This window comes from Pectobacterium sp. IFB5596, assembly GCF_021432585.1.
Classification (GTDB): domain Bacteria; phylum Pseudomonadota; class Gammaproteobacteria; order Enterobacterales; family Enterobacteriaceae; genus Pectobacterium; species Pectobacterium punjabense.
In genome coordinates this window covers 17,180-35,208 of the sequence record NZ_LXFY01000034.1, presented here as the reverse complement: position 1 = coordinate 35,208, position 18,029 = coordinate 17,180, and the positions used below count along the sequence as shown (strand labels likewise).

The window sequence follows — 18,029 nt, the reverse complement described above, 5'->3', positions numbered from 1 at the left end:
GGTGCGGGCAATAAACAATAATTTTATCGAACAGGCGCTAACGCTCAGACGGCATTATTTACCGCATGAGCCAGACGATATCGATAATTTAGCCCGCGCCGTCTGGCTGGATAATTCCAATTGGGAAAAAATGCGTATTGCTGTGGCAAACGGTATTACGCTGGCATTTAACGGTGACGCATGAGCAGTTTAGATTTTACGCTGAATTTGATTAATAACCTGACGCGCCCCTTGCGCCAGGCTCAGGCGTCGCTAACGGGTTTTGCCGATCGTGCTCAGGCGGCATTTGGAAAAATCGCAGTGGGTGGGGCGGGGTTGTTTGCGGTTGGGATGGCGGTTAAGGAAGCACTCGCCCCCGCTATCGAGATGAATGATGCGTTGCTATCGGCGTCTGCGCAGGGGGTCAGCGATGCAACGCTAAAACAGGTCGCGGAGAACGGCCTTAAATTCAGCATTCAGTATGGTAAGTCGGCGCTGGAGTTTGCGCAGTCCACAGAGGTAATCAAACGCTCGGTGAGTGGGCTGTCTGACGGTGAACTGCCGCGCATGACGACGATCACAAATACTGTTGCCGCAGCACTGAAGGGAACGGCAGAGGAAACCTCTGAATTTATGGGGCAGATGTTCGCAAACTTCCGCACCGATGCAAACGCTATGGGTAATGTGAATTTTGCGGAACAGGTGGCGGGAAAGGCGGCGTATATGCGCCAGGCGTTTGGTACTGAAATGGCCACTATCAAGGATTTGATGGAAGGTTCAAAAGGCGCAGGCACCAACTTTGGCGTGGGCATGGATGAGCAATTTGCTGTACTGGGGGAACTGCAACGCACCATCGGCAGCGAGGCTAGCGGGTCATATGAGTCGTTTCTCACCGGTGCGGCTGACGGCGCTAAAAAGCTGGGACTGACGTTTACCGACACCAACGGTAAATTGCTGTCGATGCCCGCCATGCTGGAAAAATTGCAGGGTAAATACGGTGACAGTATCGAAGGCAACCTGAAAGCGCAGAAAGAATTGGATGATGCCTTTGGCGGTGGGTCTGCGGTCATCAAACAGCTTTACGGCAATGTCGGCGTATTGCAACGGCATATTACGGAACTGGGCAGCAGCGACGGGATGAAGCGTGCCACGGACATGGCGGAAAAAATGGCGAATCCGTGGGATCGCCTGGTTGCGGTCTGGTATGCGATGCGGGCGGCGATGGGCGCTACGCTGCTGCCGGTATTGTACCCGCTTATTAACAAGCTGGCCGATGCAGGGCAAACGCTGGTCAGATGGCAAACGTTATTCCCCAATATCACCCGTGTGATCGGTTATGCCATGCTGGCTGTATTAAGTTTTGCCGCAGCGGGCGCGGTAGCCAATATCGTGATGGGGGTATCGGCTTTTGTCATGATGGGGTTGCGGGGCTTGTGGGCTGGGTTAACGGCGGTCATGAAAATCCATGTCGGCGTTATCTGGCTGTACAACAAGGCTGTGCTGGCGTGGGCGGCAACGATGCGGGTATTACGTGGCGTGCTGTTGGCGGTGCGTATGGCCAGCATATTAACGGGCATCGCATTTAATTTCGCGCTGTGGCCGGTTCTGCTGATCATTGTTGCTGTTGCAGCGCTCGCGGCAGGCTGCTATCTGCTGTACCAGTATTGGGATCAGATTGTGGCGGCTGTCTCGCAGACGGAGACATTTAAAACACTGGCAACAATTATCCAGATGGTGGCGCTGATCTTTAAAGCGGCGTGGACGCTGATTGTTGCCGGTTGGGAAAAGGTGGTTGGCGCTATCAGCGATTTTTCTCTGATGGAAACCATGGGGAAGATGGTATCGGGCATCAGTGAGTTATTCAGCGGGTTATGGGATGGTCTTCTGAGTTCTTTTTCCAGCGCATGGGGATGGATTGTTGAAAAACTGAATAATATCCCCGGCGTAAATATTGATATGCCCGTAACGACGACATCACCCGTTACATCAATGCCCGTAAATATAAAGCCGCCAGAAAGTTTAAATGCGGTTAATAACTCATTATTAACCGGAGGGCAGATAAAAGGCATTGAGCGCGGTGGGATAAATAAAGAAATCAGCAATAACAACAAATCGTATACGGATAACAGTAAAACGTTTGGCAATATCACAATTAATGCCAGCAAAGGCATGACGCCGGAACAGTTACAGGAATGGGAAGAATTACGCTAATGGATGAAGCGAAATACATCGATTTATTAATCACAGGACGTGATTTTAATCTGAACGCCGGTAATGAGCCTGTTTTATGTAATAACCGTGCCAGCATCGGGCAGGACTGCGTACACGCCATTATTGAAAGCGGGTTGACGACAAAACTCATTGCTGAACGTAGCCCGACATTACGCGCCGATATCATGACGCAACTCATTATTCTGGTAGAGGATGACGAGAGAATTATTCCAGGCACGGTTGAATTAAGCGAAGAAACGCAAACGCGATTATGGCTAACGGCTGAAACCTATGATTTTGGCCGCATTCAGGTGACTGCTGATTATGACCACTAAACCGCAGATTGATTATGAACAGGTGTTGAGCGATGCCGGAATGCCGGTAACTGCTGAGGCTATCACGGAACAGTTTCAGGCGCAGGTCAATGCCGAGGGGCTTATTACCAATACGTCGCGTATGTCGCCGTTCTGGCGACTGATTAACGCGATTGTCACCACGCCAGTGCTGTGGCTGAAAGACGTGTTGATTAACGTGGTGATGGCCAACATGTTTTTGGCTACGGCATCCGGCGCGTTTCTGGACGTGTTCGCCTGGGGCGTCAATGTCACCCGTAAACCTGCGACGGCAGCGGGTGGGGCAATCCGTTTTTTCAAGTTGAGTTTGGGGCAGGCGGTATTAATTCCGGCCGGAACGGTTATCCAGACCGAACGCATTAATGGCCAGGTGTACAGCCTGCGCGTCACGGTTGATACGACGATCCCCGCAGGCAACGCCAGCGGGCTGGTGCCGGTGACGGCGACGGGTGAGGGTGGCGCGTTTAATCTGGCACCTGGCTATTACCGCATTTTGCCCGTTGGGGTTGATGGTATTGAACGGGCAGAAAATGAAGACGGCTGGTTAATCAGGCCAGGTGCCGATCAGGAATCTGATGATGACCTGCGCGATCGCTGCCGCAACCAGTACAACCTGGTCGGTAATTACCACACCGACGCCATTTACCGCAGCATGATCGCCGCCGTAGCAGGGCTGAGCATTGACCGTATTTTCTTTCTGCATGACGCACCACGCGGGGCAGGAACGGCGAATGCCTATTTATTGCTGGATTCGGGCGTGATTTCCGCGCCGTTTATCACCGCCGTGAATGACTACATCACGGCACAGGGCAACCACGGCCACGGCGATGATATGCAGTGCATGGCGATGCCGGAAACCGTACATGATCTGACGGTTACGCTGTACGTGAACAATCTGGCCAATGTGACCGCCGACGATCTCACCGCGTTACGCAACGGCTGTGACAACCTGGTGCGCTGCGCGTTTCGGGAAAACAGCGAGTATGACGTTAAGCGAACATGGCCGTATGACCGTTTTTCATTTTCCAATCTGGGGCGGGAGCTGCATCGCGAGTTTGCGCTGATTGATTCGCTGACGTTCTCCCAGGGCGATATCGTCAGCGATCTGAGTGTGCCGCGCCTGAGTGGCTTAACCGTGGTTATTGAAAATGCCTGATTACCGTCAGCAACTGGACAGCCTGCGTCTGCCGTCGTGGATGGATAAAGACGAACCGGCCAAATTACTGCGTGCCAGTAAGCGTTACTGGCAGCAGGTGAATGACTGGATGCGCTGGCCGTTGCAGCAGTTGGACGCAGAAACCTGCCCCGTATCGCTGCTTAACGCGCTGGCCTATCAGCGGGATATCGAACGGTTTAACGGTGAGCCGTTGAGCCTGTACCGCAAGCGGGTGAAATGGGCATTTATCAACGCACAGGATGCGGGCAGCGTGGCCGGATTTATCCGCATCTTTGCGCGGCTGGAGGTGGGCGAGGTTGAGCTGAAAGAGCGCCAAGCCGGTTATGAATGGGATGTGATTCTGGTGCGCATCAACGATGAGCAACTGAGCACGTATAACATGCTGATGATGAATCTGGTCAGGCAGTACGGCAGGACGTGCCGCCGTTACAATTTTGATGTGTTGAATAATGAAACGGTGGCTGTCAGCACAGGGGAGTTTGCGCATTGTGCCGAGTATTACTCAGCCAGCGCTGATGTGATGCACGGTCTGATTAATGGACGTCAGTCGGTCAATGCGCCGAGTTTTGCGGCGTCAATGGAATTTTATACAGCGAGTTTGTGAGGATGTATGGCACAGAGTGCAGTTACCCGCGCCTTTGAAGCGTGGAACGTAAACAAGGTGATCGATGGTTTACCGGCTGTGCCGGATAGCGTGGTATTTGCGCTGATCCCCGATCAGGACGAAAACGCGCCGGTCAGCCGTGATGAAGGAATGCCCGCCGCTGCGGCAATCAAACACCGCGCTGCTATCACGCAATCGGGCGTGCTGAATACTAACGCCGTGGTCTATTCCGTAGTGTTAGACACCGCTATAGGGGATTGGGACTACAACTGGATAGGTCTGGTTGATAGCAAAACCAATACCGTGTTGATGATCGTCCACGTTCGCACCCAGCAAAAAATCAAAACGCAGAACGGCAGGCAGGGTAATAGCTTAACCCGTAATCTGGCTATGCAGTTCGATGGCGCGGCAGACGCAACACAAATCAACGTATCGGCAGCAACGTGGCAGATTGATTTTTCTGCGCGGTTGTTTGGGATGGATGAGGTGCACCGGCTTTCAATGCGGGATTACTACGGTGCTGCTGCGTTTTTGAATGACGGGTTCCGCGTGGCGTTGGCTAACGGTGTTGCCACTATTGCACCAGGTATTGGCTACGTGGGCGGGCTACGGGCTCGTCTGGATGCAGCGGCAATGCTGAATGTTTCGGCTAACACATCCGTCTGGCTGGACGTTAGCAGGCAGGGAACGGTAACGGGCGCATGGGAAAACCGCATCACGTTCACCGCGGCGACGAACTTAGCGGACTACGTCGATCAAGCGGGTTATGCACACTATGTGACGAGGTTGGCTGTGATCGCCGATGGTAAGTTAACTGACAGTCGCCCGCTATCACCCATTTCAGAGCTTGATAATCGGTTTTTACCTATCGAAGGGACTGCAATAGCCGCTAAAAAGCTGGCAACGGCCAGAAAAATCGCGGGCGTGGAATTTGATGGTACAGCTGACATTGCTCTGCACGCCGCGAGTATCGGTGCGTTAGCAAAAGACCAAAACGGCGCGGATATTCCAGACAGGGAGTCGTTTACACGGAATATCGGTTCCGGCCGCGCCTACAGTTCATCAGTTGATTTTGGGAGCGCGTCCGGGGACTGGACGACCGCTGATTTTGTCAGCTTTCTGCGCGAACGCGGGGCATTTTCACATACATACTGGACATGCAGAGGCTCATGGACATACGCCAATAATCGAACGATTACAGATACAGGGTGTGGTCGTATTAACTTAACCGGCGCTGTGGTTGAAGTATTCGGTACAGAGACAAATTATACGATCAGAGTAACAACACCCTCCGCGGTTCCCCGCATTGACGACTATGACAATTCACAATTTACGTATGCGTTCAACGGCATAGATTATTTCCCTCGCTGGAGACGAGACTATAACACTCACCACAAACCAACATCGGCAGATGTTGGGGCGCTGTCACTAGACGGCGGCGAATTGCGTAACGGTATGACGCTCGGCGGAAATCTAGGTGTTGGATTGCCAGTTGACATGGCGATTGTCGGTGTGATGAATAACGATAACTATCGACAAATGATTGCGCTAGCAGGTGACGATACTATCGTTGCAGGTAATCGCACGAGCAAGTTTGGCATCGTTTCGCGTGATGAGATTTATTTTCGGAATAATGATGACGGGGTGTGGTCTACGCTGTATCACACAAGAAACCTCACTCCATCAACAATCGGCGCGCTACCCACATCTGAGTTGGTTGGAATGCCGCAGCTCTTTCCCGGTGCTGTCGCGCCCGCAGGTTGGCTGAAATGCAACGGTCAGCAATTCGATACAATTCAATACCCTGTTTTAGCGTCCCGCTATCCATCGGGTTTCCTACCTGATTTACGCGGCGAATTTGTACGCGGATGGGATGACGGACGCGGTGTTGATGCGGGGCGCGCTCTAATGTCAGCGCAGGGGGATGCAATTAGAAACATCACAGGTAGCCTGTTTTATGGCTACGACGCAGATGTAAGAGTGAAAGCAGACTCATCATCTGGTGCGCTGTATTACGACACAAGTGAAAAATTGCACGACAGAGATAGCTTTTTGAGCGTGACGACTGGAGACGCTAACGCATGGTACCCATCACAATTAGATGCATCCCGAGTAGTTCCCACAGCATCCGAAAATCGCCCGCGCAACATCGCATTTAACTACATCGTGAGAGCAGCATAATGAGCAACTATTCAACACAAATCAAAAACGCAGAACTGAACGAACGTGGGCTGGCAATCAATTCAGGCTGGATTACGGTTTATCACGTTAATCCGGTTACGCGGGAATATCAGAGCGCCAGCTATGAATATGTTATGCAAGGTGTTGGCCTGCCAGCCGACAGCTACGCCGATGAACCGCAATTGCCGCCCGTTGGTCAGGCACTACGCCGCAGTGCTGACGGTAAGGCGTGGGAGCAGGTGCCAGACTATCGTGGTCAAACCGTTTACAGCACGGAAACACGCCAGCCGCAGACTGTTAGCCAATTTGGCGAATTGCCGGAAGGTGTCACGTTGCTGAAACCTGCAACGGAATTCGACAAATGGAACGGGAAAAAGTGGCTGATCGACAAGGCCGCACAAGCCGCTGCCGCGCTCAAATCCGCACAACAAGAGTTGGCAACGCGCAAAGCCGCTGCCACGTCGCGCATCAATGAACTGACTTATGCCGTTAACCTTGATATTGCTACCGATGAAGAGAAGGCCGCACTCACTGAATGGCAGAAATACGCTGTATTGTTGAGTCGTATCGATGTGAACGCGGCGAAAATCGATTGGCCGGAGGCACCGCAGTAATGTGGCGCATCGCGGATATCCGCTTTCCTGCTGACATGACAGCCATCAACTGCGCTATCGTGCCGGTGCATCCGTGGGTGTACGGCGTCGGCCAGAAAGCGGGGGCGGGGAATTATCTTAGCCCCGCCAACGCGGTGGCGTATCTGGCCAGCCGGTTGCAGGCCGCAGCCGGTGAAACCGCCGTTACGGTGTTCATGGTCAGCGGCACCGCGCAGGCGGATTTTATGCAGCAACTGGAGCGGCTGACCCGCGTATTTCCGGCACCGGCATTTACGCAGGTTGCTCGCATGGCCAACGCGGCGGCAGCGCTGGACAGGGTAAAAATGCAGTTGCCCGCCAAAAGCCAGGCGCTGCCCGCAGTGGTGCCGCTGTCAGTGTCAACCAGCCGTCAGGCGCTGAACGCCCAGCGAATTGCTGAAGCACAGACAGAAGCGGCGGTGTCGGCCAGCGCTGACGGCATCAAAAGCCAGTTGGCCAGCTTTGCCGCAGAAAGAGGCACGATGCTGGCGACAATCAGTCAGGGTTTATGTGAATTACAGCAGGGGAGCGCCCGCGCCTGGGTGTTTACAGGAAAAGGACACAGCAGCGTGATCGCGGCTGAATTGGTGAAAAATATCCCGCAGCCATCTGCCGTGTACACGGCGGCGATGATGTTTGTCGGGGATTCACTGGATGCACTGGAAGGCATGATCCATGAGCCAGATAATTACACTCGCCCTTGATGGCGAAGCTATTCCGCTAAAAAGCCTCACCGTTACCCCGTCTATGCAGTTTCAGGATCAAGATCAGTCTGGCCAAACGTCGAGTACAACCAACGCCGAACAGGGGATTAAACCCAAAGAACTGCGCGTGTCCGGCATTATTCCGTTTACCGAGGCGAAAGTATTAACGCGGCTGTGGGCGCTGGCCGAGGCAAAAGAGGGCGGCAAGCTGAAACGCTATCGTGTGGCCAACCACACGGCGCAGGCGATTAATTTCCGGCTGGCCACGTTTACCGGTTCGATTGATGCGCCAAAGCAGGACGGCAAACAGGCGTGGCTGGTCACGTTTACCCTGCGTGAGCATGTCAGCGTGGCGGAAAAGCGCGATGCTCGCGCCGGTGGTAAAACCGACGCCAAAAAACAAACGCCAGGCGCGAAAGGTGGCAGCGGTTCAGCGGCAGAAAGCGACGAGCAATTAAGCTGGTTTGAACGCACCGTGCTGAAACCGGTTAATGATTCGTTAGGGGGTAGCGAAGGATGAAACCCGTTAAACGGCTGATGCTGTCCGGTGATGATGTTCATCTGGTCAGCGTTAATATGGTGCTGGAACTGAACGCCTGCGGGCGCGGTTTCATCACGGCAGAAACCGATACGGATTACACTGGTAAAGTGGTGCGGCTGGATGCGGGCTACACGGACAGTGTTTTTCGCTGGTTTACGGGGTACGTTGAGCGATCGCAACCGGCAGAGAACGGCTATCAGCGGCTGTTTGTGCGTGAACTGGCGGGCATATTCGAACGAATGTGGCCGTGCTCGTTTCAGCATCCTACGTTAAAACAGCTTGCTGCCTGGCTGGAAGAAAACAGCGGGCTAACGGTGCATCTGCCGGATGCGCTGTATGTGACGACGCCGATCCCTCATTTTACGCACAGCGGCACCGGTTATCAGTTGCTGGCCAATATCGGCGCGGCGTTCGGTATTGATGATTATGTCTGGCAACCGTTGCCGGATGGCGGGCTATACGTGGGGAACTGGGCGCACTCGATGTTTGCTGAAAAGCCCGTTGATATTCCCGCAGAATTCAGCAAAAGCCAGGCGGCGGGCAATAGCATGACTTTGCCTCTGGTTCCGTCTGTTCGCCCTGGCGTAATGGTGAATGGCCAGCGCCTGAAATCGGTCAGGCTGGAAAATGACGATATGGCCATTGCGTGGGAGCCGGTCAGCGTGGCAACCGGCAAACGGGCAGCGACAACCCCCGCACAGCGTCAGATTGATGCGGCGTACCCTGAGTTATCCGCTGGTCTGCATCTGCCGAAGTTTGCCCGCGTGGAAGCGCCCGCAGAATCTGTCACCAGCGGTGATATTGCCGATCCGTTTCGTCCGCGCTATGCCGTGGATGTGCAACTGCTGGACGCTGACGGCAATCCAGCCAAAGACACGCCCATTTACCCCGCTGTGCCGCTGCCGGTGCCAATGGCGGGCGGTGAATCGGGCATGTTTCAGTTTCCGCCTGCGGGAACGCTGGTAGAAATCGGGTTTACTGAGGGGCGTCCGGATAAGCCGTTTGTACGGCAGACGCTGGCGCAAGGGCATAGCCTGCCGGATGTTAAGCCAGGCGAACAGCTACAGCAGCAGCGGGCGGAGGTATCGCAACGCGTGACGGTGGCGGGGGACTGGGTACGGCAGACCGACCAGGCGATCAATGAATCCTCTATGCGCCGTGTGGTAACCGCAGACGACGAGCAGCGCACCATCGTGACCAGAGAAACGACGATACAGGCGACGGACAAAACCCGCGTGTTAGGCACAGCCACGTTGCTGGCCGGTGCGATTGTGCAGATAGCGGAAGGGGATTACAGCCTGGCGACGCAGGCGGGCTATGTGGCCAGCGTCGGCAAATCGGCAACGATAGACATTGGCCAAAGCCTGATGGAGAAAATCGGGCAAATCCGTAGCAGCATAGCCGGAGCGCGTCAGGATATTATCGCACCAGTGGTGTGGGTGGGAAGCCAGCAGATTAACGTCATGCAACTGATGTTGGACACGCTGGACGTGGTGCAGGAGCTGGCAGCGCAAACGGCCGCACATACCCACACGAACACCGGCACACCGCTTAACGCCGCCGCTATCGCGGCAACCGGTACTGAGTCAGGTGCATTGCAGACGAAATACAGGCCGGTGATTGGGACGTGATAACACATTGATCGACACAACCGATCAATAACGCATAATCGATCTGTATAAACGTTTATAAAATAAACACACCCAATGTCATTATGTGATTGGATTTCAAACAATAATGATGACACCAGGGAAAGCCAAGCCCGCCGTGCGTGGGCTTTTTTACGCCTATAGAAAACCGAACTGACAACCCCCGAGCTAAAACGCCCTCAAACGTCCCGTACTGCCCTTACTCCATTGATGCACTCATGACATGTCATTCAACCCGATATCCTCACCACGTCCCGCAAGCGCAACCAGCGCACGCACAAAATGAACACCCGCATGACAAAATCGGCGCTACACCGCACCCGCCTGCGGTTTTCGGATCGTAAATATTTTTCAGTTTTATTTTTCTACAAACGGGTATGCCAGCCAGCGCCGCTGCTGGGGTTCCGGTGAAAGTCTCAAACTGAAAAGATTGAAAGGAATTTCAGGTTTTTTCAGTTTTGAGGATCTAAAAAGGATCGGCGATAAATCATAACAATCAGATATTAAAAGGGATTTTTTATTTTACGTGGGTTGGATGGATCAAATTTGGCGCATGAGCGCAAGAAAATAAAAACCCGCAAAGCCAGAACTGGCGCGGGTTTCAGAGGTGATTAGCTTAATACAGGAACTGAAAAAATATAGCCTTACTTTTCGCTGGGGGCTGACAATTTTTTAATCGCCCTCTCAGCGGCAGCCATCGAAATGTCATTAACTAATTTCTCAAGTTCTTCAGCTTTGTAAAATTTAAGCAAATGACCAAAACCGCCTGGTAAACCAGAGTCAGTTGGTTCTACCGTTCCGCCATTCACAGCTAGTGATAGCTCAACTGCGGCGACGATCTCTGCATTGATTGAACGCTTGTTTTTTTCCGCTAAAGCAGTGATCTGCTCTTTCAGTTCAGGCGGCATTCGCAAATTGAACACGGGGCTTGTTCTAGACATCTCTTTACCTCAACGGGATTCGTATTGACATAATACTACCGTGGGGCTACATTGCAAGTGACCCCGCCGTGGGGTCACTAACTTAACGAGTATTATAAACAGTGAAGCCCCAACTGCGCTAACAGTCAGGGCTTCGGTTTTGTCCAATCCCCAGCAAGGAATATAGACATGCACAATGTAGCAAAAACGGAACTGGTATTCCATGAAACCGCATTCATCCCTACCAGAAGAAACGGCCAGATATGGTTTACGGCTTCCGATCTGGCTAGGGCGCTTCAATACGCCAATGTGAAATCTATTACTAATCTGTATAACCAGAATTCAGATGAATTTTCGGCGGGAATGTCATTGGTCATTGATTCAGTGACCAATGGTATAAACGACTCATCGCGAAAAATGAAAATTCGCATATTCTCACTACGAGGTGCTCACCTGCTGGCTATGTTCGCCAGAACGCCAGTAGCAAAAGAATTTAGGCGATGGGTATTGGATATTTTGGATCGTGAAAGTAAGACAAGGGCCATTTCAGGCAAGGGGCGATTGAAAGTTTCTTGCCCATGCTGTGGGAAGCCAGCAAGTGTTTTAAGTACGTGTTATTTAAATCGCCACCGTACAGAAGTAATCGCGATATGTGATAAAGAAACCTGCCCTACGCAGGCATTTAAATCAGAACTGTCATTCTCCCATTATACCGAGAGTAGAAGGGGGGAAGGGGACATAGACAGCTTCATTCAATCTTTATCACATCAGCAAAAGCAGCAGCTTACCCGCCTGCTTATAAGGTCTGCCTGAAACCTAGGGGGACAAAAAGGGGACAGTGACCACAATTAACAAAAAAGCCACCTTGCGAAAGGTGGCTTAATTATATGATTTTAAAGCTAAAATTTGGTGGCCCCTGCTGGACTTGAACCAGCGACCAAGCGATTATGAGTCGCCTGCTCTAACCACTGAGCTAAGGGGCCGAATGGGCGGTGATTATACGGTAATGTGTGGGGGAAGGTCTATAGCCGATCTACCGGGTGGTGATTTTATACTCAAGATAGCTTGTTGTTATTCTTATCAGAATTTACGATAGGCGCAGTCAACGGCAGTAGGGAAAGACATGATTACCGATATTCTGGCAACGGATCTTCAGGTTGTTTTTTGTGGCATTAACCCTGGGCTGTCGACGGCTCATCACGGTTACCACTTTGCTAATCCCAGTAATCGCTTCTGGAAGGTGATTCATCAGGCGGGCTTTACCGAACGTTTGCTGACACCTGCGGAAGAACAGCATCTGCTGGATACCGGATGCGGCATCACCATGCTGGTGGATCGCCCAACGGTTGAGGCAACCGAGCTGGGGCGGGATGAATTGCTGCAAGGCGGAAATGCGATTGTTGAGAAGATGACGTGCTATCAACCGCGTGCGCTGGCCGTGTTGGGGAAGCAGGCGTTCAGTCAGGCGTTTGGTCTCAAAAAGGTTTCATGGGGGCGTCAGGAGCGGCGTATCGGTGAGACGCAGGTTTGGGTGTTGCCGAACCCTAGCGGGCTGAATCGTGCGACGTTAGAGTCGCTGGTGGCGTCGTATCAGGAGCTACATCAGGCATTGCAGGATAACGTATAATCGTATGCTGAGTATTCTGACAGGTAAAAAATAACCCCGGCGAACCGGGGTTATGTAGAGATAACGTTATTGAGCGTGGATTAGCCGAGGAATGAATTAATCATCCAGGAAGCTACGCAGCACTTCAGAACGGCTTGGGTGACGCAGTTTACGCAGCGCTTTCGCTTCGATCTGACGGATACGCTCACGCGTAACATCAAACTGTTTGCCGACTTCTTCCAGCGTATGGTCGGTGTTCATATCGATACCGAAACGCATGCGCAGGACTTTCGCTTCACGTGCAGTCAAGCCAGCCAGTACGTCGTGTGTCGCCGAACGCAGGCTTTCCGATGTAGCGGAATCCAGCGGCAGCTCCAGCGTCGTATCTTCGATGAAATCGCCCAGATGTGAATCTTCATCATCACCAATCGGGGTTTCCATTGAAATCGGCTCTTTCGCGATTTTCAGCACTTTACGGATCTTGTCTTCCGGCATCAGCATACGTTCAGCCAGCTCTTCCGGCGTCGGCTCGCGACCCATTTCCTGCAACATCTGACGAGAGATACGGTTCAGCTTGTTGATCGTCTCAATCATGTGTACCGGAATACGGATAGTACGCGCCTGATCGGCGATAGAACGGGTGATCGCCTGACGAATCCACCAGGTCGCATAGGTCGAGAATTTGTAACCACGGCGATATTCGAACTTATCTACCGCTTTCATCAGACCGATGTTGCCTTCCTGAATCAGGTCGAGGAACTGCAAACCACGGTTGGTGTATTTCTTCGCGATAGAAATAACCAGACGCAGGTTGGCTTCCACCATTTCTTTCTTGGCGCGGCGTGCTTTTGCTTCGCCAATCGACATACGGCGGTTGATGTCTTTAACCTGCTCGATCGTCAGACCCGTCTCTTCTTCGATCTGCTGCAATTTTTGCAGGCTGCGGGTGACATCTTCTTCAACATCATTCAGCTTTTCAGACCAAGGTTTGCCCATTGCGACTGCTGCGGCAAACCAGGTGTTGTTGGTTTCATTGCCAGTGAACATGGTGACGAAGTTTTTCTTCGGCATTTTGCACTGTTCAACGCACAGTTTGATGATCAAACGTTCCTGAGTACGGACGCGATCCATCATGGAACGCATGCTGTTAACCAGGAAATCGAACTGTTTCGGCACCAGACGGAACTGTTTGAACACTTCAGACAGGTTCAGGATTTCCTGTGCTGCCAGCGCATGACTGCGGCCGTGTTCTTTGATTACCTGACGGGTCGTCTCGTATTGCTCACGCAGTTCGGTGAACTTTTCACGCGCCAGTTCAGGATCGATACTGTTGTCGTCTTCTTCTTCCTCGTCGTCTTCTTCCTCGTCGTCATCGTCCATTTCTTCGCTCGAAAGCTCAGAACCAACGTGAGTCGCGGTAGGGGCGATGTCCTCTTCCGCATTAGGATCAACGAAGCCGGTGATCAGATCGGACAGACGGCTTTCGCCCGCTTCGACGCGATCGTATTGTTCTAACAGGTAGGTAATAGCCTCAGGATACTCGGCAACAGAGCACTGAACCTGGTTGATACCATCTTCAATACGTTTGGCGATATCGATCTCGCCTTCACGTGTTAACAGTTCAACGGTACCCATTTCACGCATGTACATGCGAACCGGATCGGTAGTACGGCCAATTTCCGATTCAACACTGGATAGAACCTGCGCAGCAGCCTCTGCCGCATCTTCATCGGCATCATTGGTGTTTTCGGCCAGCAATAGATCGTCAGCATCCGGTGCTTCTTCCATCACCTGGATGCCCATGTCGTTAATCATCTGGATGATATCTTCGATCTGATCCGAGTCGATGATATCTTCCGGCAGATGGTCATTGACCTCAGCATAGGTCAGGTAGCCTTGCTCCTTACCACGGGTGACAAGCAGCTTCAGCTGTGACTGCGGGTTTTGCTCCATAAGACGGTATCCACACTTCAGAGTATTTGGGTTGGTGTCGGTCAGCGTAGTTCGCTAACAATAGCATTAGGGGTATTTTTATTATCGCCGCAGCCCCTGTAGCGGCTCTTTGCAGGGCTCGACCCTGCTATTTATCGGCAATTAAGCCTCTGTATCAGTGTTTTCTGGTCAACGCCAGTTGCAACGACCAAAGCTCTTTTTTTTCTTTGGCGTTGAGCCCATGCGTTCTGTCACGGGCTATCAATGTTTCTTGTCGCTGTTTCAACAGCTGATCGTAGAGCTCTGCCAGACTGATTCTGAACTTCTCGTCGAGCTCTTCCTCTACGATCATATGGTTCCATGAAGCCATGGTTTCAAGCTGTTTACGGTATTTGCTGTCGCGATATTTTTCCAACAGCAGGCCCATATTCATTCCTGGGCTGGCGTTGCAGGTTTTCACCAAATCCTGAAACAGCGATAAACCAGCCACTTTGTCTTCTTCAATGCCTTCCAGCGCGAGGTCAGGAACCTCTGTCGCCAGTCTTGGGTTTTGTACTAAAAGTCCTACAAGTATACGCATAGTTGTGACTTTTAGTTGCGGTGGCTGGTAGGATTGAGTCTGCTCAGCCACTTTGGGTAGCAGTCTGTCCAACTGGCTGTCGTCCAAAATCCCTAGTTTGTTACCGAGCTGCTGGCGTAAATACAGCCGCAGTGTTTCTCCCGGCACCTGGCCTATCAGCGGCAGCACCAGCGTGCTGAGCTTGGTTCTGCCATCGGGTGAACTCATATCCACCTGCTGTTGCAGCGTCTCGAACAGGAACTGCGACAGTGGCAGAGCCTGTTCCATGCGCTGTTCAAAGACGGCCTTGCCTTCTTTACGCACCAGTGTATCGGGGTCTTCACCGTCCGGCAGGAACATAAAGCGTAGCTGACGACCATCGTTCAAATAGGGTAGCGCAGTTTCCAGCGCGCGCCATGCCGCTTCGCGTCCGGCACGGTCTCCGTCGTAACAACACACCACCTGGTCTGTAGCACGAAATAGTAACTGAATATGATCGGCGGTCGTGGACGTCCCCAACGAGGCCACCGCATAATCAATACCAAACTGCGCCAGTGCCACCACATCCATATAGCCCTCAACAACCAAGAGTCGCTTGAGATCGGTGTGGCTCTGCTGCGCTTCATACAGGCCGTATAATTGGCGACCTTTATGAAAAATCTCTGTTTCCGGCGAGTTGAGATACTTTGGTGTACCGTCGCCTAATACCCGTCCGCCAAAGGCAATCACTCGACCCCGTTTGTCGCGGATAGGGAACATGACGCGCTCACGGAAACGGTCATACGTTCTGCCCTGATCGTTAGTCACCAGCATGCCGGCATCGTTCAATGTGCTACGGTCGTCATTATTTCGACCAAAGCGTTTTAGAACGTTATCCCAACCGGGCGGTGCGAAGCCAATTGCAAAATGGCTGATGACATCTGCGCTTAAGCCGCGCTGTTGCAGGTACTGTAACGCTGGCGTACCAACCGACTGTGTGAGCGCTTGCTGGTAAAACCCGCTCAGCTGCCCCATCAATTCGTACAGACTTTGCCGTTGGTGTCGCTCTAACTGAGTTGGGCCAGTGCCAGTTTCATAAGGCACTTCGAGGCCGTATTGGGTGGCCAGTTCTTCAATAGTTTCAACGAATTCGAGGCGATCGTAATTCATCAAAAAGTCAATGGCGTTGCCATGTGCGCCACAACCAAAACAGTGATAGAACTGTTTGTCACCATTTACGGTGAATGAGGGGGTTTTTTCGTGATGGAATGGACAACACGCATGGTAGTTTTTGCCCTGCTTTTTCAGTTTGACGCGCGCGTCAATGAGATCGACGATGTCGGTGCGAGCCAGCAGGTCATTAATAAATACGCGTGGGATTCGTCCAGCCATAAGCCCCTGGTGTATACCTTCTGTAACGTGGTTACATCGGATATAGCTTATAAACGACAACAAGCCGCGCTTCCTTTCGGAAAGCACGGCCTTCGTATGCAACTGCTAAGTCTGCGGATTAATCACGCGTAGGAGGGAAGCCCTCCTGAAAATTAATACAGACGAGTGCGGCGTGCGTTTTCTCGAGCCAATTTCTTCGCGTGACGTTTCACTGCAGAAGCTTTAGCGCGCTTACGTTCGGTCGTTGGTTTTTCATAAAACTCACGACGACGAACTTCAGCCAGAACGCCTGCTTTTTCACAGGAACGTTTGAAGCGACGCAGAGCTACGTCGAACGGCTCGTTTTCACGTACTTTAATTACCGGCATGTGCCTCTCACCTCAATAAATTCGGTTTGCCGCTGGCCTTGTGCCAGCCTTTTCAAAATGGTGCGGAATTCTACTGCAAACGTGACGCCTTTGTAAAGCATTGCGGTGATCATAAAACGCGCAACCAAGGCCAGCGCAGAAATCAGGCCGCTTATGGTAGACTATCCACAGTTTGAAGCAAGTGGCATTTAACGCGTGCTTGTATCGTCATCAAGGTAGGAACAGTAATGCGCGTATTGGGTATCGAAACATCCTGTGATGAAACTGGTGTGGCCATTTATGACACAACAACTGGTTTGCTCGCTGATCAATTATACAGCCAGGTCAAATTGCATGCTGACTACGGTGGCGTAGTGCCTGAGCTTGCCTCACGTGACCACGTGCGTAAAACGGTGCCGTTAATTCAGGCAGCCTTGCGTGAAGCCGGGTTACAGGCCGGTGATATTGATGGCGTGGCTTATACCGCCGGGCCTGGCTTAGTTGGCGCATTATTGGTGGGCGCGACGGTTGGTCGTGCTCTTGCCTTCGCTTGGGGCGTTCCGGCGATTCCTGTGCACCACATGGAAGGGCATTTGCTGGCACCCATGTTGGAAGATAACCCTCCAGCATTTCCTTTCGTCGCGTTGCTGGTTTCTGGCGGTCATACGCAGCTCATCAGCGTGACGGGTATTGGCGAATACCGTTTGCTGGGTGAATCGGTTGACGATGCTGCGGGTGAAGCGTTTGATAAAACCGCCAAATTACTGGGATTGGATTATCCGGGGGGGCCAATGCTGTCGAAAATGGCGCAGGCGGGCGATCCCCATCGCTTTACGTTCCCACGCCCGATGACCGATCGGCCGGGATTAGATTTCAGCTTCTCTGGGCTAAAAACGTTTGCTGCTAATACGATTCGTAGCAATGGCGATGACGATCAAACGCGTGCCGACATTGCACGTGCGTTTGAAGATGCCGTCGTGGATACGCTGGCCATCAAATGTCGTCGTGCGCTGGATGAAACGGGCTTTAAACGACTGGTCATGGCAGGAGGCGTCAGTGCAAACCGGACGCTGCGCCAGCGTCTAGGTGAGGTGATGGCGAAACGCGGTGGTGAAGTGTTTTATGCGCGTCCCGAGTTTTGCACGGATAACGGCGCGATGATTGCCTATGCGGGCAGCGTTCGCCTAGTTCACGGCGCTAGCCAGACGCTTGGCGTCTCTGTTCGACCACGTTGGCCGTTGGCGGAATTGCCCGCGGTGTGAG

Annotated in this window: 17 protein-coding genes and 1 tRNA gene; 13 read left to right on the top strand and 5 right to left on the bottom strand. The window is 52.4% G+C overall.

Going from position 1 to position 18,029, the window contains the following annotated elements; genetic code table 11:
• Position 1 precedes the first annotated feature (1 nt).
• From A6301_RS21770 to A6301_RS21725, 10 genes are read left to right on the top strand one after another with little or no spacing between them, the layout of a single operon-like run.
• Complete coding sequence (locus tag A6301_RS21770) at positions 2 to 184, top strand: hypothetical protein (protein WP_198340221.1); 183 nt, start codon at positions 2 to 4, stop codon at positions 182 to 184.
• A complete protein-coding gene (locus A6301_RS21765) occupies positions 181 to 2,190 on the top strand; it encodes a phage tail tape measure protein (protein ID WP_234258723.1) in 2,010 nt (669 codons plus the stop codon). Before A6301_RS21770 ends, A6301_RS21765 begins: the two co-directional genes overlap by 4 nt.
• Positions 2,190 to 2,525: a DUF2590 family protein gene (locus A6301_RS21760; protein WP_234258800.1), complete on the top strand. Its 336-nt coding sequence runs from the start codon at positions 2,190 to 2,192 to the stop codon at positions 2,523 to 2,525. The genes A6301_RS21765 and A6301_RS21760 overlap by 1 nt, the downstream gene beginning before the upstream one ends.
• Positions 2,515 to 3,699: a baseplate J/gp47 family protein gene (locus A6301_RS21755; protein ID WP_234258722.1), complete on the top strand. Its 1,185-nt coding sequence runs from the start codon at positions 2,515 to 2,517 to the stop codon at positions 3,697 to 3,699. The genes A6301_RS21760 and A6301_RS21755 overlap by 11 nt, the downstream gene beginning before the upstream one ends.
• The gene (locus A6301_RS21750) at positions 3,692 to 4,324 is read left to right on the top strand and encodes a phage tail protein (protein WP_234258721.1); all 633 of its coding nucleotides are present in this window, start codon (positions 3,692 to 3,694) and stop codon (positions 4,322 to 4,324) included. The genes A6301_RS21755 and A6301_RS21750 overlap by 8 nt, the downstream gene beginning before the upstream one ends.
• Before the next feature lie 6 nt (positions 4,325 to 4,330).
• A complete protein-coding gene (locus A6301_RS21745) occupies positions 4,331 to 6,505 on the top strand; it encodes a phage tail protein (RefSeq protein ID WP_234258720.1) in 2,175 nt (724 codons plus the stop codon).
• Entirely contained in the window at positions 6,505 to 7,119 is a 615-nt protein-coding gene (locus tag A6301_RS21740; protein ID WP_234258719.1) for a tail fiber assembly protein, read from the top strand. The genes A6301_RS21745 and A6301_RS21740 overlap by 1 nt, the downstream gene beginning before the upstream one ends.
• Positions 7,119 to 7,841: a hypothetical protein gene (locus A6301_RS21735; RefSeq protein ID WP_234258718.1), complete on the top strand. Its 723-nt coding sequence runs from the start codon at positions 7,119 to 7,121 to the stop codon at positions 7,839 to 7,841. Before A6301_RS21740 ends, A6301_RS21735 begins: the two co-directional genes overlap by 1 nt.
• Positions 7,813 to 8,361, top strand: coding sequence for a hypothetical protein (locus A6301_RS21730; RefSeq protein WP_234258717.1), 549 nt, complete (start codon positions 7,813 to 7,815; stop codon positions 8,359 to 8,361). Before A6301_RS21735 ends, A6301_RS21730 begins: the two co-directional genes overlap by 29 nt.
• The gene (locus A6301_RS21725) at positions 8,358 to 10,013 is read left to right on the top strand and encodes a hypothetical protein (RefSeq protein WP_234258716.1); all 1,656 of its coding nucleotides are present in this window, start codon (positions 8,358 to 8,360) and stop codon (positions 10,011 to 10,013) included. Before A6301_RS21730 ends, A6301_RS21725 begins: the two co-directional genes overlap by 4 nt.
• 662 nt (positions 10,014 to 10,675) lie before the next feature.
• Here the strand turns inward: A6301_RS21725 and A6301_RS21720 are convergent.
• Positions 10,676 to 10,972, bottom strand: coding sequence for an Arc family DNA-binding protein (locus A6301_RS21720; protein WP_161547132.1), 297 nt, complete (start codon positions 10,970 to 10,972; stop codon positions 10,676 to 10,678).
• 168 nt (positions 10,973 to 11,140) lie between these two features.
• On the opposite strand from A6301_RS21720, the gene A6301_RS21715 reads away from it, so the two are divergent.
• The gene (locus tag A6301_RS21715) at positions 11,141 to 11,764 is read left to right on the top strand and encodes a Bro-N domain-containing protein (RefSeq protein WP_234258715.1); all 624 of its coding nucleotides are present in this window, start codon (positions 11,141 to 11,143) and stop codon (positions 11,762 to 11,764) included.
• Between the two features lie 94 nt (positions 11,765 to 11,858).
• Here the strand turns inward: A6301_RS21715 and A6301_RS21710 are convergent.
• Positions 11,859 to 11,934, bottom strand: a tRNA-Ile gene (locus A6301_RS21710).
• 140 nt (positions 11,935 to 12,074) lie between these two features.
• On the opposite strand from A6301_RS21710, the gene mug reads away from it, so the two are divergent.
• Positions 12,075 to 12,578 (top strand): G/U mismatch-specific DNA glycosylase, encoded by a 504-nt coding sequence (gene mug / locus A6301_RS21705; protein WP_234258714.1) that lies wholly within the window; start codon positions 12,075 to 12,077, stop codon positions 12,576 to 12,578.
• A 96-nt stretch (positions 12,579 to 12,674) separates the two neighbouring features.
• Here the strand turns inward: mug and rpoD are convergent, their stop codons facing one another.
• From rpoD to rpsU, 3 genes are all read right to left on the bottom strand, one after another.
• A complete protein-coding gene (gene rpoD, locus A6301_RS21700) occupies positions 12,675 to 14,510 on the bottom strand; it encodes an RNA polymerase sigma factor RpoD (protein WP_107170120.1) in 1,836 nt (611 codons plus the stop codon).
• A gap of 154 nt (positions 14,511 to 14,664) precedes the next feature.
• Positions 14,665 to 16,419, bottom strand: coding sequence for a DNA primase (gene dnaG, locus A6301_RS21695; protein WP_205540989.1), 1,755 nt, complete (start codon positions 16,417 to 16,419; stop codon positions 14,665 to 14,667).
• A 152-nt stretch (positions 16,420 to 16,571) separates the two neighbouring features.
• On the bottom strand, positions 16,572 to 16,787 hold the full coding sequence (rpsU, locus tag A6301_RS21690) for a 30S ribosomal protein S21 (RefSeq protein WP_001144069.1): 216 nt from the start codon (positions 16,785 to 16,787) through the stop codon (positions 16,572 to 16,574).
• A 227-nt stretch (positions 16,788 to 17,014) separates the two neighbouring features.
• Between rpsU and tsaD the strand changes: the two genes are divergently transcribed.
• Positions 17,015 to 18,028 (top strand): tRNA (adenosine(37)-N6)-threonylcarbamoyltransferase complex transferase subunit TsaD, encoded by a 1,014-nt coding sequence (tsaD, locus tag A6301_RS21685; RefSeq protein ID WP_234258713.1) that lies wholly within the window; start codon positions 17,015 to 17,017, stop codon positions 18,026 to 18,028.
• The last annotated feature ends 1 nt before the right edge of the window (position 18,029 follow it).